Annotated in this window: 18 protein-coding genes; 1 reads left to right on the top strand and 17 read right to left on the bottom strand. The window is 61.6% G+C overall.

The window, feature by feature from the left end; genetic code table 11:
* Positions 1-211 precede the first annotated feature (211 nt).
* Positions 212-2,536, top strand: coding sequence for a LuxR C-terminal-related transcriptional regulator (locus tag YH3_RS27855; RefSeq protein WP_064444668.1), 2,325 nt, complete (start codon positions 212-214; stop codon positions 2,534-2,536).
* An 82-nt stretch (positions 2,537-2,618) separates the two neighbouring features.
* Here the strand turns inward: YH3_RS27855 and YH3_RS27850 are convergent, their stop codons facing one another.
* The 17 genes from YH3_RS27850 to hypA form a co-directional block, all read right to left on the bottom strand.
* Positions 2,619-4,436 (bottom strand): ABC transporter ATP-binding protein/permease, encoded by a 1,818-nt coding sequence (locus YH3_RS27850; RefSeq protein WP_064444501.1) that lies wholly within the window; start codon positions 4,434-4,436, stop codon positions 2,619-2,621.
* A gap of 31 nt (positions 4,437-4,467) precedes the next feature.
* Positions 4,468-5,217, bottom strand: a complete 750-nt coding sequence (locus YH3_RS27845) for a DUF6390 family protein (RefSeq protein WP_042922579.1) — start codon at positions 5,215-5,217, stop codon at positions 4,468-4,470.
* Complete coding sequence (gene hypE, locus YH3_RS27840) at positions 5,217-6,287, bottom strand: hydrogenase expression/formation protein HypE (RefSeq protein ID WP_058038669.1); 1,071 nt, start codon at positions 6,285-6,287, stop codon at positions 5,217-5,219. Before hypE ends, YH3_RS27845 begins: the two co-directional genes overlap by 1 nt.
* Positions 6,277-7,389: a hydrogenase formation protein HypD gene (gene hypD, locus YH3_RS27835; RefSeq protein ID WP_007735088.1), complete on the bottom strand. Its 1,113-nt coding sequence runs from the start codon at positions 7,387-7,389 to the stop codon at positions 6,277-6,279. The genes hypE and hypD overlap by 11 nt, the downstream gene beginning before the upstream one ends.
* The gene (locus YH3_RS27830) at positions 7,386-7,685 is read right to left on the bottom strand and encodes a HypC/HybG/HupF family hydrogenase formation chaperone (RefSeq protein WP_003942168.1); all 300 of its coding nucleotides are present in this window, start codon (positions 7,683-7,685) and stop codon (positions 7,386-7,388) included. Before YH3_RS27830 ends, hypD begins: the two co-directional genes overlap by 4 nt.
* A gap of 16 nt (positions 7,686-7,701) precedes the next feature.
* Positions 7,702-9,990, bottom strand: coding sequence for a carbamoyltransferase HypF (gene hypF, locus YH3_RS27825; RefSeq protein ID WP_064444500.1), 2,289 nt, complete (start codon positions 9,988-9,990; stop codon positions 7,702-7,704).
* The gene (locus YH3_RS27820) at positions 9,987-10,274 is read right to left on the bottom strand and encodes a HypC/HybG/HupF family hydrogenase formation chaperone (protein WP_058226287.1); all 288 of its coding nucleotides are present in this window, start codon (positions 10,272-10,274) and stop codon (positions 9,987-9,989) included. Before YH3_RS27820 ends, hypF begins: the two co-directional genes overlap by 4 nt.
* A gap of 3 nt (positions 10,275-10,277) precedes the next feature.
* On the bottom strand, positions 10,278-10,772 hold the full coding sequence (locus YH3_RS27815; protein ID WP_058226288.1) for a hydrogenase maturation protease: 495 nt from the start codon (positions 10,770-10,772) through the stop codon (positions 10,278-10,280).
* 6 nt (positions 10,773-10,778) lie between these two features.
* On the bottom strand, positions 10,779-10,898 hold the full coding sequence (locus YH3_RS37430; RefSeq protein ID WP_003942178.1) for a hypothetical protein: 120 nt from the start codon (positions 10,896-10,898) through the stop codon (positions 10,779-10,781).
* Between the two features lie 48 nt (positions 10,899-10,946).
* Positions 10,947-12,308 carry a hypothetical protein gene (locus YH3_RS27810; protein WP_064444499.1) on the bottom strand — a complete coding sequence of 454 codons (1,362 nt, stop codon included), beginning with the start codon at positions 12,306-12,308 and terminating at the stop codon, positions 10,947-10,949.
* Positions 12,305-12,943: a DUF6084 family protein gene (locus YH3_RS27805; RefSeq protein ID WP_003942181.1), complete on the bottom strand. Its 639-nt coding sequence runs from the start codon at positions 12,941-12,943 to the stop codon at positions 12,305-12,307. The genes YH3_RS27810 and YH3_RS27805 overlap by 4 nt, the downstream gene beginning before the upstream one ends.
* Complete coding sequence (locus tag YH3_RS27800; protein ID WP_064444498.1) at positions 12,940-13,560, bottom strand: DUF5947 family protein; 621 nt, start codon at positions 13,558-13,560, stop codon at positions 12,940-12,942. Before YH3_RS27800 ends, YH3_RS27805 begins: the two co-directional genes overlap by 4 nt.
* A 19-nt stretch (positions 13,561-13,579) precedes the next feature.
* Positions 13,580-14,482, bottom strand: a complete 903-nt coding sequence (locus YH3_RS27795) for a NifU family protein (protein WP_064444497.1) — start codon at positions 14,480-14,482, stop codon at positions 13,580-13,582.
* A 3-nt stretch (positions 14,483-14,485) separates the two neighbouring features.
* Complete coding sequence (locus YH3_RS27790; RefSeq protein ID WP_007735075.1) at positions 14,486-16,279, bottom strand: nickel-dependent hydrogenase large subunit; 1,794 nt, start codon at positions 16,277-16,279, stop codon at positions 14,486-14,488.
* A gap of 54 nt (positions 16,280-16,333) precedes the next feature.
* Positions 16,334-17,449, bottom strand: a complete 1,116-nt coding sequence (locus YH3_RS27785) for a hydrogenase expression protein HypE (RefSeq protein WP_042922651.1) — start codon at positions 17,447-17,449, stop codon at positions 16,334-16,336.
* A 181-nt stretch (positions 17,450-17,630) separates the two neighbouring features.
* The gene (hypB, locus tag YH3_RS27780) at positions 17,631-18,431 is read right to left on the bottom strand and encodes a hydrogenase nickel incorporation protein HypB (protein ID WP_064444496.1); all 801 of its coding nucleotides are present in this window, start codon (positions 18,429-18,431) and stop codon (positions 17,631-17,633) included.
* A gap of 2 nt (positions 18,432-18,433) precedes the next feature.
* Positions 18,434-18,763 carry a hydrogenase maturation nickel metallochaperone HypA gene (gene hypA, locus YH3_RS27775; protein WP_073512368.1) on the bottom strand — a complete coding sequence of 110 codons (330 nt, stop codon included), beginning with the start codon at positions 18,761-18,763 and terminating at the stop codon, positions 18,434-18,436.
* Positions 18,764-18,872: the final 109 nt, after the last annotated feature.

Here is an 18,872-nt window from a genome sequence, read left to right as displayed (position 1 = left end):
AAGATGAAATGCGCCTCTCATCCCTTTCGAATGAGGCGCGAACTACGTCGGTGGAAAGTGTTCGCTATTCCGCGTCATGCACCGAAAAGCTTCGACCCAACGGCAATCACGGACAAACACCGGTGGTGCGTTGACAGATTTCACACACGCGAGTCCGCGTACACTGTGTGGGGTCAATCCACTCAGCACGTACAAATTCGGCGCGATTCTCATGGCGGCAAAACGAGGAAACCTACCGATCGAACTGAGCAGTTTCGTCGGTCGCCGGTCCGAGGCCAAAGAAGTCCGACGCCTGCTGTCGGACTACCGGCTCGTGACCCTTACGGGCCTGGGTGGGGTCGGCAAAACCCGCTTGGCGCTCCGTGCCGCCGATGATTCCTCTCGTGCGTTCCCCGGGGGCGTCTGGTTCGTCGACTTCAGCGAACTGCGGGAGCCGGCACTTCTCGATCAGACGATTCTTGCCGCACTCGGAGTACAAGACCGATCTACGCGGTCACCGCGATCGGTACTGATCGGCCGTCTCGTCGACGAACGGGTCCTGCTTGTTCTGGACAATTGCGAACACCTCATCGGCTGGGTGGCCGACACCGCCGCCGAACTCCTCCGGTGCTGTGCCCGATTGGCACTTCTGGCGACCAGCCGAGAACCGCTCGACATTCCCGGCGAGATGGTATTACGGGTGCCGCCTCTGCGATTTCCCACCGAGGCGCCGTCGCCAACCGACACCCGTGATGGTGATGCGATGATGCTGTTCGAGCAGCGGGCACGTTCCTCCGTGACGGACTTCCGCATCACCAGCGAGAACAGCGCGGCTGTGGAGAAGATCGTCCGCCGGTTGGAAGGACTACCGCTGCCGATCGAGTTGGCGGCTGCCCGACTGAGGGCGATGTCGGTCGATCAGATCCTGCAAAAACTCGACGACCGCTTCCAACTGCTGACGCGGGGCAGCCGGAACGCTCCAGCGCGTCAACAAACGCTTGCACAGAGTATCGACTGGAGCTTCGATCTGTGTACGCCGCCGGAGAAGTCGTTGTGGGCGAACTCGAGCGTATTTGCGGGTAGCTTCGATCTCGGGTCCGTCGAAGGAATTCTCGCCGACGAAGCACAGAACGACGACTTGGGCGATCTCGTGATGTCCCTTGTCGACAAGTCGATCCTCATCCGTGAACAAAACGGCTCGTACGTCCGCTACCGCCTACTCGAGACTCTTCGCGACTACGGGCGTGAACTGGTGTCAGTCGACGAGTGGGTCTCGCTGCAGCGCAGGCACAGTGAGTGGTTCAGGCAACTCGTCTTCCGCGCCGGAGTCGACTGGACGGGGCCGCACCAAATCGACTGGATGACGCGGATCGACCGCGACTTACCCAACGTGCGCACCGCGTTGGAATTCGGTCTGACCGAACCCGACTCGGTCGAAGCCACATTGCGTACCGCAAGTGCCTTGCATGATTACTGGCTTGCACGTGGTCGATTCAACGAAGGTCGCTACTGGTTGGGTCGCGCCCTGGCCGAGGTGCCCGAACTGACCGAGGGCACTCTCGGTGAGGCGGTAGTCGAGGCCGCCGCGACAGGCGCACTGCTGGCAGCCCTCCAACGAGATATCGCTTCGGCGACAAGCATTGCCGAAGAGGCTCGGCGACAGGCCGAGATGCAGCGGAACGACGACGGTCGCGTACTGGCGCGGTACACGCTCGGATTCGTCGCGGTCGCCGACGGCGATCTCGTGCGCGGCGCCGAGTACCTGGAGCAGGCTGTCGCAGCATTCCGGGCAAACGACGACATCGCCCGTCTGGTACCCGCGCTCTACTGGTTCGCCTTCGTCGTCGACGCACTCGGCGAAACCGACCGGGCTGCAAGCATTTACGAGGAGGAGTTGGCCCTCACCGAATCGCGCGGCGAAATCTTGTGGCGGTCGATGACGATGTCGGACTACGGATCCGCCCTGTGGCGTCATGGCAACCACGCTCGCGGTATCGAGCTACTCGAAGATTCTCTCCGATTGCTTCGAGGGCTGGGTAACCAGTTCGGATGTGCATGGTGCCTCGAGGAAATCGCGTGGACGCTTGTCGACCGGGACGCAAAGCTGGCAGCCACACTGATGGGAGCTGCCGACACGCTGTTCACCGCCACGGGCAGCCCGATGGAAACCTTCAGGAGCATGGTCCCGTACCACGAAAACAGCGTGACCGAGGCTCGTAACCGGATCGGAGACAGGGTGTTTCAAACAGCATTCGATCATGGACGAGCTCTGACTCTCGACGACGCAGCGGCCCGCGCGCTGAGAGAGCAACCGCCCGGTGGATCACCGAAATCGGCGGCTGACGAAGTGCTGACTCCGCGGGAGCAGCAGGTGGCCGAACTCGTCGCACAGGGCCTGACCAACCGAGCAATCGCGGACAAGCTGGTCATTTCTCAGCGCACTGTCGACGGCCACGTCGATCACATACTGAACAAACTGGGGTACGACTCGCGCACCAGGATTGCGGCCTGGGTGCTCCAGCACACAAACGACTTCCGCAACCCTTCGACCTCGTGACGGTCGGTGTCTTCGATCGATCGCGGCGCGGCGGGTAACCCGGCCGAATCCTGTCGCAAGAATCCGACCGTCGAAAGTTTGCTCAGCCTTCGTGATCAGCGAGAGTCCAGTGTCCCGCACCGCGCAGTTCGAGTTGTCGATTGTGAAAAACGTCGAGAGTGCTGCGATGCCCGACGCTGACAATGATGCTGTCGGGCAGTTCACGGCGAAGGATGTCGTAGAGCGTGTACTCGAGGCCTTCGTCGATTCCGGATGTCGCCTCGTCGAGAAATGCGGTTCGCGGTCGGATCAGGAGGACTCGGGCGAACGCCAACCGTTGTTGTTCGCCCGGCGACAGAATTCGAGTCCAATCAGCCGGCTCGTCGAGCCGACCGATCAAATGTGCGAGATGCACCTCGGCGAGCGCGTCGTGGAGCCTGCGGTCGTCGAAGTTCGAGCGCCCGGTGTTCGGCTGACCTGAGGGCAACTGGTCCGGATATGCCAAACCCGCGCGCAGAGAACCCAATGGTAGGTATGGCCGTTGTGAGAGGAACAGGACGTCTCCGACCGGGGTGGTCACGGAACCGTTTGTGTACGGCCACAACTGCGCGATGCTGCGGAGCAGCGTGGTTTTGCCGCTACCCGACGGACCCTTCACCAGCAGTGCATCGCCGGGCCCCAGTGACATGTCGAGTTCGGAGATCAACGCCTCACCAACCGGCGTGCGCACGTCGAGTCCCCGAACAACCAAATGACTGCCAGCGGAGAACGCGTCGAGCACGGGAAGTGCGCGGGCACGTCGATTGGCATCGGCGAGCCCGGTCAAACGGATCAGTGTGGCCCGGAAACTTGCAAAATCGGCATAAGACTCTCGAAAGAACGACAACGAATTGTGCACCTGGCCGAATGCTTGAGCAGTTTGCATCACGTCGCCGAAAGTGATCTGCCCGCTGAACAATCGAGATCCCTGGACCAGAAACGGAAACACCACCGCTGTCTGATCCACTGCCAGATTGAAGCCACTGAACTTGAGCGTCCGGAAGACGATCGCCCACATATTGCGGATCACTGCAGCAAAACGTAGTCCGAGCGTGCGTCGTTCGACGTTCTCTCCGCGATAGAAGGCGATGCTTTCGCCGTACTCCCGTAGTCGAACCAACGCGTACCGGAAGCTGGCGCCGAGTTTCTCGTTCAAGAAGTTCAGCATGATCAAAGGCCGGCCGATCCAGAATGCGAGTGCCGTGGTCACCAACACGTAGATGTAGACGAGAAAGATCATCGCTCGCGGAATCTCGGCACCGAAAACAGTCAAGGGACCGGACAGATCCCACAGGATCTTGGTGAAGCTGACGATCGAGACCATTGCGGCGACGGCGCCCATGGACAACGTGCGGGACGACGTCGCGAATGCGGTGATGTCTGCCTGAATACGTTGGTCCGGATTGTCGACCGGGTTCTCCAGGAAGTTTCCGCGATAGTAGGCGCGGCCGTCGAGCCAATCGTCGGTCAATGTGTCATTGAGCCAACTGCGCCAATTGATATCGAGTGTTTGGCCTACCAGGTAGACGACGAGTGAGCTAGCGACGTGGACTGCGGCCAATATCGCGAACCCTCGCAGGTAGTGCCAGAAAGCGGTTTCGTCGAGGTTCTGAATGGCGTCGTAGAAATCCTTGTACCAGTACGAGAACAACACCGTCACGCGGACACCGAATATCGTGAGCAGCAGCAGTAACGCGAGAATCGACAGCGGCATGACGGTGCGCCGGGGATCGAAGTAGGGCCAAGCCATTCGCCGAAACTGGTTGCCCCAGACGGTATACCGAGCAAGCAGCAGCGCGGTGACGACGAGAACTACTACCGTGATCGCATATGCCTCTGCCAACCACAGTGCGCTGTCCGTTACCGCGCTACCCCAATTCACCGTAGCCTCCGTCCTGGAGGGGAACTGACGATCACATATCGGTCGACAGCATTCGGTTCGCGATCCGCAATCCCGAGTCTTCCGCGGCATCCAATGCACGTGATTGCTCTGCCGTTATCCTGTCGCACACCCAATCCCAGTGCATCGTCACCACAGCGCCGGGGACGGGCATCGCCGCAAGCGCGTTGCCCTCGACCCTCCACCGCACTCTCTGCGTTGCCGGTCGGCCGCGTGCGAGTTGCTCACCGTCGAACTCGAGCGGGGACGAAACCACCAATGCATGCTCCTCGCCGACGTCCTCGACCACTCCCCATCTGATCCGGCAGTTCTGGAGGACGGACAGTGGGACCGCACCGCGCTTCCGAAGAAGCTTGACCCACGGATACACCAGAAATACGTGAAAACTGTGGTGCGCGAGCGCGCGGTCCCGACCCCCGAGGACGGGGAGGAACCCGGTGTTCTCCCGTTCACCGAAGGCTTTTCTCAGGTGCTGCAACAACTTCCCCGAATCGAGAGAGTCGAGGAGATCACCTCCCACCCAATAGGCTTCGATCACTCGCGAATCCAGGGGGTCGTCGATGCCCGCTCCTACAGCCAATGCCTCGAGGTACGGCCACGCACCGTCGAATTGACGAGCGCGATCACGGTCGCCGCTGCCCGAGTTGCCGCTGGCCAGACGAAGCAGCACTGAAGGATCGTCGGGTCCGCAGTAACCCAACTCGTTCGGCGGATACGCGTAGCGGGCAAACAACGCCGGCCCGTTCATACCGACGGCAGTCATCAGCAGATCCGAGGAAGTTGTTCACCTGCCGGCAGATCCACTACCCGATTGCCTCCCAATGCCGTACGCGCCACCACCATTGTGCGATGTTCGGCCACGCACTCCCCGATCACGGCGGCTCCCACACTCAGTGGATTGCCGTGCATCGCTTCCAGAACCAGGGCGGCATCTTCGCGTGGAACGAAAGCGATCAACTTGCCCTCGTTTGCGACGTACAACGGATCCAAGCCGAGTAGCCCACAGGCGTCGCGCACGTCAGCGGGAATCGGCAGATCTCGCTCCACCAGCGCAACCCCGATGTTCGACGCCTGAGCGATCTCGTTGAGGGTCGCGGCGACTCCGCCCCGCGTAGGGTCGCGCAGGACGTGGATGTCGACACCGGTGGCAATCATGTCGGCCACCACGCCGTTCAGGGCCGCACAATCACTGCGCACTTCGGTCCCGAATTCGAGACCTTCGCGACAACTCATCACGGCCACGCCGTGAACGCCGATGTCGCCGCTGACGATCACGACGTCACCCACTTGTGCGCGAGTGGGGCTGATGTCCACCCCGTCTGCGACAATCCCGATTCCTGCGGTGTTGATGAAGACTCCGTCGCCGTGACCGGCATCGACGACCTTGGTATCACCTGTCACCAGCCGAACGCCGGCAACGTGCGCGGCCTCACCGAGCGCCTTCGCGATTCCCGCGATGTCGGTCAGTGCCGTCCCTTCTTCCAGGATGAATGCCGTCGACATCACCAATGGCTGCGCTCCAGTCATCGCCAGGTCGTTCACCGTTCCGTTGACAGCGAGATCGCCGATAGTTCCGCCGGGAAACACCATGGGTTTGACGACATACGAGTCGGTCGAGAACGCGAGCCGCACCCCGCCGACGTCGAATACGGCCGAGTCACCGAGTTCTGCATCGGCAGCGCTTCCGAACGAGGGCAGGAACAGGTGCTCGATGAGCTCGGCGGACATCGCTCCTCCACCACCGTGCCCCATGACGATGTTCGGCGAATCACGCAGCGGCAGTGGGCAGACCCACGCCGACAAGTCCACGACAGCGGTCTCCTCAGCCGGCATGACCCGCCTCCTGAAGTTCCAGGCGCCGGTACAGGTAGTACGCGGCGCACGCCCCCTCGGACGACACCATCGTGGCACCGAGCGGATTCCGCGGAGTGCATTCCTTCCCGAAGGCACTGCACTCGTGTGGCTTGATCAAACCTTGCAACACTTCTCCGGAACGGCAGACGCTCGACTCGTCAGTGTGGATATCGGTCACCGAAAAACGCTCTTCGGCATCAAAATACGCATACTTCGGTGCCAGCTGCCAACCGCTGTCCGGGATCGATCCGATGCCGCGCCACGTCCGGTCCGACACGGCGAACACATCCTCGAGCATCGCTTTCGCTGCGGTGTTGCCCTGCGCGGTGACGGCACGGGCGTAGGCATTTTCGACCTCGTATCGACCCGATTCCAACTGCAGCACCGTCTTTCGGATGCCCTCCAGCAGATCCAGCGGCTCGAATCCGGTGACGACGATCGGGACCTTGTACTTCTCGGCCAGCGCCGGGTACTCCGACGTTCCCATCACACTGCACACATGCCCGGCCGCCAGAAATGCCTGCACGCGGCACTCTGGCGAATCCATGATCGCGGCCATCGCCGGCGGGACCAGAACGTGCGAGACGAGTAGCGAGAAGTTCTCGATACCCAGGCGATTGGCCTGATAGACGGTCATGGCGTTGGCCGGCGCGGTGGTCTCGAATCCGATCCCGAAGAACACCACTTGCCGGCCCGGATTCTCCTTGGCAATAGTCAGTGCATCCAACGGTGAGTACACCACCCGCACGTCACCGCCGGCGCTCTTGATGCGGAACAGATCCGACGAACTCCCCGGAACTCGCAACATGTCCCCGAAGGAGCAGAAAATGACATCGGGTCTTGCCGCGATTTCGAGAGCTTTGTCGATGATCTCGAGCGGGGTGACACAGACCGGGCATCCGGGTCCGTGGATCATCTCGATCTGTTGGGGAAGTAATTGATCGATGCCGTGTCTGATGATCGAATGTGTCTGACCACCACACACTTCCATGATCGCCCATCGCCGTGTGGCCAGCGCACGGATCTGATCCAGCAGTTTGCCGGCCAGTTCCGGATCGGAGAACTCGTCCAGATATTTCATGATTCCGTCTCCTTCGGTTCGATCCCCGCGGCCCGGGCAGCCCTTTCGAACCCGTCACCGAATTCCTCTTCCAGTACGCCGAGGTGCTCGAATTCCGCCAGCGTGCTGCGAGCGGATTCCTCGTCGAGTCGCTGGATGGCAAATCCGACGTGCACCACGACGTACTCGCCGACTTGGGCGCCCGGAATGTACTCGAGGCACACTTCTTTTCGGACGCCACCGAAGTTCACCACCGACATCGTCGTTCCGTCGCGTTCCTCCAGGGACTCGATACGTCCCGGTACGGCTAGGCACATGACACAACTCCTGACCTCATGACGAACTCCCCACCAGCACTTGGCCGTAGGCGAGACCGCCGTCGTTCGGCGGCAACTCCAGTCCTGTCAACGGCGTGAATCCAGCGTCTGAGAGCAGAGCACACGCCCGAACGAGCAGTAGCGGGTTCTGAAAGACACCTCCGGTGAGTACTACCTCGTCCACTCCCGCCAGTTCCCGGCCACGAATTGCCCACTCGAGCACCAGGTGCGCTACGGATTCGTGGAAACGGGCGCCGATCACTTCAGCGGGCAACTTCTCCCGGAGATCGCGGACAACAGCCCGAATGACCGACCGCGGATCTGCTGTCCACGAATCGTCGTCCGACTGCGTCCAATCGAAGGTGTACCGCGAACCGGCGCTGTCGACTCCCCTCGACACCCCCTCCAACTCGATGGCAGCCTGCGCTTCGTAGTCGACCCTCTGACGGACCCCGGTCAGCGAGGAGACTGCGTCGAACAACCGCCCCATGCTCGAGGTGTCCACGCACCCGAAACCGGTTTCCATCTGGTGAAGTAGGACCGACTGCTCTCGGGGCGGACAGGCTGCCACGGGCGCGAGGTCGGATTCCCAGTCCAACCCGGCATGCCACAGGTGGGCGAGCGCCATTCGGTACGGCCGTTCCACTCCGGCATCGCCACCGGGCAGCAGTACGTATCCCAGATGCGCGAGACGGCGATAACCCTTGTACGTCGCCAGCAGTAGTTCCCCTCCCCACACTGCGCCGTCCGCCCCGTAGCCGGTGCCGTCGAACGCTATTCCGAGAACTGGTTCGCTCCCGTCCCGGCCGTTCTCCCCCATCACGGAAGCCACATGTGCGTGGTGATGCCCGACGATGCGCACCGGTCGGTCACCACTACGACTGCGAGCCCACGAGGACGAGCGATACCGAGGATGCTCGTCACAGGCGATCTGGTGCGGCACCACCCCCGTGATCGATTCGAAGTGACTCTCCGACGCAGCAAAACTGTCGATGACAGCGAGGTCGCCCATGTCCCCGATGTGCTGACTCGGCCACACATATCCGTCCTCGGCAAGACAGAAGGTGTTCTTCAGGTCGGCCCCGACCGCCAAGGTAGGCGGTACGTCGAACGGCGCGGTGACGGGCAGCGGAGCATATCCGCGCGAGCGACGAAGCAACTGTCTTCCACTGCCGACTATTCGCATCACCGAGTCGTCACACGGCACCAAGATCGGACGGTTGTGGGTCAATACCCCGTCGGCCAGGTCACCCAATCGTTCGAGATCGTTGTCGGAGTACAGAATCGGCTCACCGCCGATGTTCGCCGATGTCATGACCAACACCGCTGGGCCCGCCTCTTCTCCGGCCAAACCCAGAAGAAGATGCTGAATCGGGTTGTAGGCCAGCATGATTCCGATATCCGGAATGCCGGGGGCAATCAAGGGGGAAAGCGCGTATCCAGACGCTTTGGCAACCAGCACAATCGGGCGCTCGCGCGAGGACATGGCATCAGCCTCGGCATCACCGACCACACCCAACTCTCTGGCTTCTGGCACATCGCGCACCATCACCGCCAACGGCTTGCTTGCTCGATGCTTGCGTTCACGCAACTCGTGAACCGCGCGGTCGTCGCGGGCATCACAAGCCAGGTGAAATCCTCCGATTCCCTTGACAGCAAGAATCTTCCCGTCTCGCAGTAGGGATCGGGCTCGTAGCAGTGCACCCTCACCGGTCACGGCGGGCGCGTCCCCTTCCACGAACGATAGCGTTGGACCGCACTGCGGGCAGGCAATCGGTTGCGCATGAAACCGGCGGTCGGCGGGATCCACGTACTCCGCCGCACAGTTCGCGCACAACGGGAATCGCTTCATCGTCGTAGCGGCCCGGTCGTAGGGCAGCGATTCGATGATCGTGAATCGCGGACCGCAGTTGGTGCAGGTGATGAATGGATGACGATATCGCCGATCGCTCGGATCAGTCAGTTCCCGGAGGCAGTCGTCGCAGATCCCGACATCCGCCGGCGCCAAGGTTCGCCCGACCGACCCCGCATCCGTCTCGACTATGCAAAACCCCTCACGACCAACCGGCCGCGAGTCCTCGCGCTCTACCGACTCCACCCGTGCCAGCGGTGGGGGGCGGTTTCGCACCCGAGCGACAAATGCATCGATTGTCTCTCCGTCGCCTTCGACGTCGATCACGACACCGAGAGCAGAATTTCCCACCGAACCCGACAGTCCCAGTTCGGTGGCGGTCGCATGGACGAACGGCCGGAAGCCCACCCCCTGGACTACGCCACGAACGATGACACGGCAGGCGATCTTCATGTCCCGACCTCGCCGTTACCAGAACCGGAGAGGACTACCTCACCGTCGTGGCCACCACGGCCCATCAGTTCGAGGCCGGCCCGAGCATGGCGAGCTCCCTGCTCGTCGACCTTCTCGACTGCAAAGCCCATGTGGATCACCACCCAGTCACCTGCCGTGACGGTGCCTTCGTCGAGCATTCCGATGTTGACCTTGCGTGGTGCCCCCTCCACGTCGACGAGAGCGAGTTGACCTCCGTATCCGTCCAGTAGTTCGCGTACCCGTCCCGGAATCCCCAGACACATGACTCACACCTCCGGCCCCAGTGTGGTGGCCTCACAGTCCACGTCGATGGACCGGACGAGTGCCAGCACCGCAGAAGCGGCTTGCCTTACCGAATCACGCATCTCCGCACTCAATCCGATTCCGTCGCCGATCGATTTCGCATGTGCCCCCACCACGAACGTCCGCGGGAGTGTTCCGCCGAGGGCCTGCAGGCTGGCAAACACCGAACTCGGATGCATCGAGTGCGCGTCGAAACCTCCTTGCGGGCCTTCACTTTCGGGGTCCACTTCGATGATCGCGAGCTTGCCCGGGACTCCGGTCGCCGGTAAGGCATCGATCAGGACCAGGGCGTCCCACGACTCCAACAAGTCGTACGCCAGATGCACGCCCCGAATCCCGTAGTCGACCAGGTGAGCTCCCGATGGGAGATTCTCATGCTGCAGCGCCCGAACAACTTCGGGGCCGAATCCGTCGTCTTCGAGAAATATGTTTCCGACACCTGCAATCAGCACGCGCACAGCGCTTTACATCTTTCGCATTCGCAGATAGCGCTGGATGTCCGGCATCGACACCACCAGGACGATCGCGGCTGCGATCGCGGTGGCGCCGAGAAGTGCCGTCGACAGCAATCCCATGCTCCTCATGGCGAGTTCTCCTCTCGATAGCTGTGAAGTTCGATAGCTGTGAGTACGTCACGCGCTGTCGCGCGGCATCGGCTCTATCTCGTCCGGCGCGAAGTACAGGTAGCGGCCGTACCAGTTGTGCAGATCGGCGGCCGGATCGTCCAACAGTGTCACCCCAACATGAATGTCGCCGTCCACGTCTTCATGAATGGTGGCGACGTGGGCGATCCGGCCGTCGAAGAACAGGTCCTGAGCATCAGCGCGGCGTGAGGGGTGGAGCCGAACTGTACTTCCACCAGAGACACGGACGCCGTTGATCAGAACTGCGTCGGTGCGTGGTTGGACACTGGTGTCGGCTTCCGGGGTCCACCAGTCCACACCGTCAGGCACCTCGGGTATCAGATCAGAACCGGCGTGCGGATTTCGCAGCACACCGTGCAGGCCGGCTAGATCGTCGTCCGTCAATCGCTCACATCGGTCGATGATGTCGGCAGCTCTGGAGTCGGTAGCTCGCGCCCGCGCCTTTTCCTCGTCGGTCATGGCAAGGATTCTCAGGGTGAGAATTTCGTCGATCTCGGTCGAGTCGAAGAGAGATCCCTCGCTCTGCGGCGCAATCTCGGGAAAGTCGTACAGGATGATCGGTGACACCAGAACGGTGGGAGATGTGCCAGGGTGAGTGGGGTCCTCGGTCCCCGCAAGCACCGGATAACAGCGATTTTGCCGCAACTGCTCCGAGTGATCTGCTTCTTCGAACAACGACAGGAACCTCGAGCCTGTGCAGTTCACAATGACGTGAGTCCCCAGCATCGATTGCGCGGTGGCCGTGCCCTTGTCCCGTGCGTCGACGCTCGTGGCGTTCATGATCGTCACGGAAATCACCGTGCGTCCGTCCCCGGCGGAGGCGCTCACTGCCAAGAGGCCATTCACCGGAAGCCGTGTCCGAACGATACGTCCGACCACCCTGCCCCGAGAGTCCGACAAAGTCTCTCCTTCGACAACTCCGGCCGCACAGAAGGTTTCTTCGACGCCGGCCTCGAGTTCGTCCAGACCCCACGGACCCAACACGATCTCGGACTCGGTGGCTTCGTCCCACGAGATCGACTCCCGCTCGCCGACTACCAACCGATCGACCGGGATCCACGCCCCGCCGGCGCCGAGTCGTTCAACCGTCCGCGACTGGTGGTGCAGAAATCTCACAGTCGCAGAAACTTCGACGCCGTTCCGCTCGAATTCGCCGAGCAGACATTGCGCGGACATCGACGGTTCCTCGCCGACTCCGACCTCGGCGGCGCCGGGCGGTCCGAGAACCCCGAACTGCCAACGGGATTGATTCTTCGCCGAGCCGGCCCGGTAGGGATAGAGAAGATATCCCTCGTACAGGACGGCGTCGGCCACGGCCCGAACGTCGTGATCCATCCCCGTTCGAGTCATCGCGGCACCTGGCTCGCCGTCAGCAACTGCCGCACGGCTGAATCGAGGTCCGTGAGGCCGTGCGCTGCCTTGAACCGCACGAGATCGGCAATCGTCTCATGGTCGAGGCGTACCCAACCAGACGCCGGATAATGCGCAGCCATCAGCTGTTTCCACACGTCGACCGGCAATTCGTAGGCAGCAGATCTGTCCCACGGGATCTGCTGCACGGAGAACCCACGCGGTCCGTCGGTGAATACCGTGCCGCTCAGTAGAACCACGATCGGAATCGTTCCGTCGCCGAGTGCGTGCATGTACTTCGACGCCGTCACCGAGAAGTCGTACGTACACGCCATGGGTAAGGCCGCGACCGTTGTTCCGGTGAATCCTTGAACGACCGTGGAACATTCCATCCACAGGAAGGTGCGCAGCGTACTCGACCAACGCTCCCGCGGACCGAAGAGATCGCGCAGACCTTCGCCTTCGGCGTCGGAGTACGGACGGCGGTGTGGTTCGATTCGTACCTGCGCGCGCAGAGCCACCGCACGGACGGTCGTGCCGGTGGATTCCGACATTCTCAATCTCACCGTCAGATTCGGCGTAACCGCGTACGGTTCCACCTCCATGTTGTCGACCGAGAAGTCGAGAACAGTCATGCCGACCTGCTTCGCGCCTCGACGCGCCCGAAGAACTCGTCCACTGCGCGTGCGGCATCCTGGCCACCGTCGAATCCGCGCCACACGGTGCGCAATCGTCCCACCAGTTCGTAACAGGCGTCGATGGGAACAACGAAGCATCTCGGCGATTGTCCTGACGTGGGCACCGACACGATCAACGCCTCGACGTCGGCCCGCATCTGCGAGAGCCCCGGATTCTCCGCGAGCACAGTCTCGAACGAGTCGATAGGCAACTCGGATTCGGTAGCTCCGGCCGGTCCCGGATAGAAGACTATGTACTTGTCGAGGAGTGAGTTGCGGAAGAAGAATGCCAGGCCGACGGGGATTTCCAGAGACTCCCACCGGCCAGGGCCGAGGTCGAAGTCCGGAAACTCGAGGTACCGATCGGGAACCGCTTTGTATCGAAGGTCCGCGTCGACCGGTGCAAAGAGTAGATAGCAGGGTCGGCACACGCACATCAGGCTCCGGACCTGTACGTCCACGACGTGCTGGTGTTCGTCGCCTATGCCCGCCGCACACATCTCACACCTCGGTCCGGTCGGAACGACACGCGACGAGGCGATTCGTGTGAGCACCTCTCCCACAGTGACTTTCATGACGGGGCTGCGTTCACGGCTAGGTCACCGGTATCACAGAATCGTCAGCAAGCGCGACCGAGAGCACTCCGTCGCGAATCAGCACCGGCACAGGCGCCAGGTGCTCGGAGCCGGTGCCCACCCGCGCTCCCGCCCCGTACACACTGAAGTGGGCAGAGCACGTCGGACAGGTGAGGACAGCGGCGTCTCGGGCAGGACGGCCCATCATGCGTTCGAGCACAGCCCCCGCCATCGAGTGCTCACACACCGGGCAATGGTCGCGATACGCGTACAGATCGTCACCGGAGCGGCAGACCAACAGATCGGTGCCCGACACGCGGAAGCCCGCGACCTCTCCCACCTCGACTTCGGCGAATTCGGGGACCTCCACCCAGTGCGTACCTCCCCCGTCGGCGTGAACGTGCGAGAACAGGGACTCGACCGAAATCACACCCGACTTCAGCTCGTGCGAATCCGGTGTTTCGACGTCGATTCCGGTGGTCTCGGGTGCCGCCGCCTGCACCGCGTCCTGGACCGCGGTTTCGAGGGTCACCGAGGACGAAGGGCAACTGTTACAGCTTCCGAGAAGCCGTAGTCGCACCACGCCGTCCGCCACCTCGATCAGTTCGACGTCGCCTCCGTGCGAACCGAGGTACGGACGCACGCTGTCGAGCGCAGTGCGGACGCGGGTCTCCACGTCGTGCGGGTGAAGTCCGTGCACCAGTAGCAGGCTGGACACCAGATCGTCGCGAACCATCGCATCCATCGTGGCCGGATCTGCCAGAGCGACGGTGCGTTCGAGTGCTGCGCCGTACAACTGCACGACTTCACGCACCAGTTGCTCGGCGCGATCTCTCGCCACCGGGCCTGCGCCGGTGTTGGCCTGCAACAACGTCTCGATGCGCTCACCTGCTCCGCGCCAGTAGTCGGCCGATTGCTCCATCGATCACTCCCCGGTCACGGACTGCGTCGGAGAGTGCAACTTCTCCAGGGTCTTGCCACCGCCGAGATACATGTGAACACCACACGGCAGGCAGGGATCGAAACTACGCACGGTCCGCATGATGTCGATGCCCTTGAAGTGGTCTCGATCGTTCTCCTCGAAGATCGGCTGACCCTGCACGGCATCCTCGTACGGACCGGGGGTTCCGTAGCTGTCGCGCGGGCTCGCATTCCACGGTGTCGGTGGGTACGGGTGATAGTTCGCGATTTTTCCGTCACGAATCACCATGTGGTGTGAGAGAACTCCGCGGACGGCTTCGGTGAATCCGCAACCGATACCCTCGTCCGGGACCTCGAACGACTCCCACGTCTTGGTCCGGCCGGCCCGGATCTCGACAAGCGCCTTCTCGGCGAAATGAAGGGCAGCCGCGGCTGCGTATGCCTGGAAATACGTTCGCGCGCGGTTTCTTTCGAGGGTATTGCTGCCATGTTCGGGAATCTTCCACTCGAGCGAGACAGGACCCTTCAGTGCTGTTTTCGGAAGATTGATCTTCACACTGTGTCCGGTCGACTCCAGGTATCCGATGTCGACCAGGCCGGCCAGAGCGGTGCTCCACAGACGAGCCAATGCTCCCCCGCCCGTGTCCAGAGCAAGGTTGTCTTTTCCGTCGAACCATCGCGGTGACATGACCCAGCTGTACTTGTCCTCGAGGTTCCGCTTCTGCGGGTGGGGGTTGGTGTGCTGATTCCACGGGTGCCTGCGATCGACCGGGTTACCCAGCGGATCGGTTTTGACGAACATCTCCTGATCACTCCAGTCCTCGTAATACGAGGAGCCCAGCATGATTCGGATACCGAGGTTGATGTCCACCAGATCCGTGGTGACCAACTTTCCGTCGACAACCACACCGGGAGTGACAAACATCTTCCGGCCCCAGTCGGTCATGTCCTTGTAGGAGAAATTGCAGTACTCGGGGTCTTGGAACGATCCCCAACAACCCAGCAGGGTCCGCCGCAGGCCAACCTTTTCGTAACCAGGCATCGCCTGGTAGAAGAAGTCGAACAGGTCGTCGTGCATCGGCACGACCTTCTTCATGAATTCGACGTACCGCATCAGCCGCGACATGTAGTCCGTCATCAGTTCGATCGTCGCGACGGTGCCGACGCCGCCGGGATAGAGCGTCGACGGGTGAACGTGCCTTCCCTCCATCAAGCAGAACATTTCGCGAGTCGAACGCGAGACTTGCAACGCTTCGCGATAGAACTCACCCGTGAACGGGTTGAGAGTCCGCATGATGTCCGCGATCGTGCGATACCCGTGCTGCTCCTCGTGCGGGCAGCGCGTGTTCTCTGCCTGCGCCAGCACACCGGGATTCGTCTCGGAGACCATCTTCTCGCAGTAGTCGACGGCGACAAGATTCTCTTGAAAGATGTTGTGGTCGAACATGTACTCGGCGGCCTCGCCGAGATTGACGATCCACTCGCCCAGATGCGGCGGCTTGACGCCGTACGCCATGTTCTGTGCGTAGCACGAGCATGTGGCGTGATTGTCACCGCAGATGCCGCAGATACGACTGGTGATGAAATGCGCGTCGCGCGGGTCCTTCCCCTTCATGAACAGGGAATACCCACGAAAGATCGACGACGTGCTGTGACACTCCACCACTTCGCGATTGGCGAAGTCGATCTTGGTGTAGATACCCAGACTGCCGACGATTCGGGTGATGGGGTCCCACGCCATCTCGACAAGACCGTCGCGGTCTGCAGTCGAGGTGGGTTCGGGAACGATGGCCGTCATTGCAGTGCCTCCCAGAGACGTTGCTCACGAACTGATTTGAATGTATCCGGTCGGTCACCACGTACGCGTTGCACCGGTGAGTAATTTCGACCCGCGCTCGCGCCAGTGCGGTTCCTTGTCCAACGTGTTTCCGGTGATCCGGCGGAGACTGTGGATCACGGACCCGTACATTCCCACCGCATTGGTGGAGAGTTTGCCGCCAGGTGGTTCATCCATGAACGGCATGAACTTGTCGGGGAATCCCGGCATCGTGCACCCGATGCAGATCCCGCCGACATTAGGACACCCGCCGACTCCGTTGATCCAACCACGTTTGGGGACATTGCATTTCACGACCGGTCCCCAACATCCGAGTTTGACGATGCACTTCGGTGACCCGTACTCCGTCGCGAACTCACCCTGCTCGTAGTACCCACCACGGTCACAGCCCTCGTGTACGGTGGCACCGAAAAGCCACTGCGGGCGCAGGGATTCGTCCAAGGGAATCATCGGCGCCTGATCAGTGGCCATGTACAGAAGGTAGGTCAGGGTCTCGGAGAGGTTGTCCGGCTGAATGGGACACCCGGGAACGCAGACGATCGGGATGCCCGCCTTCGATTTCCAGGTCCACCCGAGATAGTCCGGCACGCCCATCGCACCGGTCGGATTGCCGGCCATCGCATGTATGCCGCCGTAGGTCGCGCACGTACCGACCGCAACTACCGCAGTGGCTTTCGGTGCCAGCTTGTCGAGCCATTCGCTCGTGGTGACCGGTTGGCCGGTTTCGCGATTGTTCCCGAAGCCGCACCAATACCCCTCGTCGTGAAGTTTCTCGTTCGGTATCGATCCTTCGACGACAAGAACAAAGGGTTCCAGTTCTCCGCGGTCGGCTTTCCAAAACCACTCCAGGAAATCGTCAGCGCCACCCTGCGGTCCGCATTCGAAGTCGATGAGCGGCCAATGAACCGCTACCTGCGGCAGGCCGGGCAAGGCGCCGAGCGCGATCTCCTCGATACTGGGTTGCGTGGCTGCAGTGAGCGCCACCGAATCTCCGTCGCAACTGAGACCGGCATTGATCCACAGCACGTGGATCAGAGTTTCTTCCGCTTTGGCCGCTGCGCTTGCGGGGGTAGCTGCGCTTTCGGAGGCAGGTTCCGCCGTGGTGCCAGCAGTCGATTTTTGTGTGTCCATGTCAGCCGCTTTCACGGGTGCACTTGCGCCTTGACTCTCAGCGCCGCGACTGGCCTGACACGCTATGGCCTCAAGACTCTGTGGCCTCGAATTGCCGCGGCACCGAAACGCTGACGCCACCGGAGTCGAACCTCGGCCCACTTGCGTGGCACCCACTCATTTCATTAACTACCCGAGCAGATCAGTTGTCAACGGCCACCGGAGAAATCGCCGAACGACTACCGATCCACTCGTACCACTCGTCCATGCCCTCACCTGTCGTGGCAGACAAAACAACAACGCGCACAGCAGGATTGAGTATTCTCGCCTGCTCGACGCAGGCATCGACGTCGAACTCGACGTACGGGAGCAAGTCGATCTTGTTGATCACCACGAGGTCCGCGACAGCGAAGATGTGTGGGTACTTTTTCGGCTTGTCTGCCCCCTCCGGCGTCGAAATTAGGACAACCTTGCCTTCCTCGCCGAGGTCGAAGAGCGCGGGGCACACCAGGTTTCCGACGTTTTCGATCAGAAGCAGCGATTCTTCAGCGGGATCCAAGGCGCGCAGTGCGCGGTCGATCATCGCGGCATCGAGGTGACATCCGGCCCCGGTATTCACCTGCACCACCGACGCGCCGGTCTCTCGGATCCGCTCGGCGTCGAGCCGGGTTTCCTGGTCACCTTCGATCACGGCTATCGGTCGCTGACATCCGAGCTCCCGGATAGTTCGCGCCAGCAACGTTGTCTTCCCCGCGCCGGGGGAACTCATGATGTTGAGCGCCGTGATTCGGCGGCTCCGCATCCACTGACGATTGTGAACCGCAATGCCGTCGTTCTTGGCGAGCACCTGTTGCTCGAGAATCACGGTGTGGTCGGGGTGGCCGTGCTCATGGTCATGCTCGTGACCGTGCCTATGATCGTCGTGTTCCTGCTCGTGTTCTCCGTCTGCGACTACCGACACCCGAGGTCCTGTGGTGTCCCCGCACCCACACGTCGCGCACATGCTCAGCTCACTTCCATCGACAGGATCCGTAACTCTCGGCCGGCAAGCACCTCGACATCAGCACTGCCGCATTCACACAGCAAGAACATGTCGGGCGGCGAGAACATCACGCCGCAGCTTTTGCATCGCGCGCTGGTTGCAATCTCATCGATGTGCAAGCTGGCACCTTCGGCGTGAGTACCCGCGGTGACGACGTCGAAGCAGAACAGCAGAGAGTGTGGAACCACCGCGCAGAGTTGCCCTACTTCAAGCCGCACGCTCGATACTCGTCGCTCGCCGGCACGCTCACACACGGCTTCGACCACACTCTGCGCAATGGACAGCTCGTGCACGGTGAAACCCACGATTCGTGATCCGGAAACCTCCCTTCCACGATAAGCACCAACGGTCTCTGTGCGTAACCCGTACACGAAAACAGGCTGCGATCCGCAACTAATTGCG

It is taken from the genome of Rhodococcus sp. YH3-3 (genome assembly GCF_001653035.1).
GTDB classification, from domain to species: Bacteria; Actinomycetota; Actinomycetes; order Mycobacteriales; family Mycobacteriaceae; genus Rhodococcus_F; species Rhodococcus_F qingshengii.
Note: the sequence above shows the minus strand (reverse complement) of the source record. Positions and strands in the feature narration are given on the sequence as shown.

Excerpts from the sequence above, each read along its gene's own strand:
- YH3_RS27855 (WP_064444668.1), top strand. The coding sequence starts at position 212 with ATGGCGGCAAAACGAGGAAACCTACCGATCGAACTGAGCAGTTTCGTC.
- YH3_RS27845 (WP_042922579.1), bottom strand. The coding sequence starts at position 5,217 with ATGACTGCCGTCGGTATGAACGGGCCGGCGTTGTTTGCCCGCTACGCG.
- hypE (WP_058038669.1), bottom strand. The coding sequence starts at position 6,287 with ATGCCGGCTGAGGAGACCGCTGTCGTGGACTTGTCGGCGTGGGTCTGC.
- hypD (WP_007735088.1), bottom strand. The coding sequence starts at position 7,389 with ATGAAATATCTGGACGAGTTCTCCGATCCGGAACTGGCCGGCAAACTG.
- YH3_RS27830 (WP_003942168.1), bottom strand. The coding sequence starts at position 7,685 with ATGTGCCTAGCCGTACCGGGACGTATCGAGTCCCTGGAGGAACGCGAC.
- hypF (WP_064444500.1), bottom strand. The coding sequence starts at position 9,990 with ATGAAGATCGCCTGCCGTGTCATCGTTCGTGGCGTAGTCCAGGGGGTG.
- YH3_RS27820 (WP_058226287.1), bottom strand. The coding sequence starts at position 10,274 with ATGTGTCTGGGGATTCCGGGACGGGTACGCGAACTACTGGACGGATAC.
- YH3_RS37430 (WP_003942178.1), bottom strand. The coding sequence starts at position 10,898 with ATGAGGAGCATGGGATTGCTGTCGACGGCACTTCTCGGCGCCACCGCG.
- YH3_RS27810 (WP_064444499.1), bottom strand. The coding sequence starts at position 12,308 with ATGACTCGAACGGGGATGGATCACGACGTTCGGGCCGTGGCCGACGCC.
- YH3_RS27805 (WP_003942181.1), bottom strand. The coding sequence starts at position 12,943 with ATGACTGTTCTCGACTTCTCGGTCGACAACATGGAGGTGGAACCGTAC.
- YH3_RS27800 (WP_064444498.1), bottom strand. The coding sequence starts at position 13,560 with ATGAAAGTCACTGTGGGAGAGGTGCTCACACGAATCGCCTCGTCGCGT.
- YH3_RS27795 (WP_064444497.1), bottom strand. The coding sequence starts at position 14,482 with ATGGAGCAATCGGCCGACTACTGGCGCGGAGCAGGTGAGCGCATCGAG.
- YH3_RS27790 (WP_007735075.1), bottom strand. The coding sequence starts at position 16,279 with ATGACGGCCATCGTTCCCGAACCCACCTCGACTGCAGACCGCGACGGT.
- YH3_RS27785 (WP_042922651.1), bottom strand. The coding sequence starts at position 17,449 with ATGGACACACAAAAATCGACTGCTGGCACCACGGCGGAACCTGCCTCC.
- hypB (WP_064444496.1), bottom strand. The coding sequence starts at position 18,431 with ATGTGCGCGACGTGTGGGTGCGGGGACACCACAGGACCTCGGGTGTCG.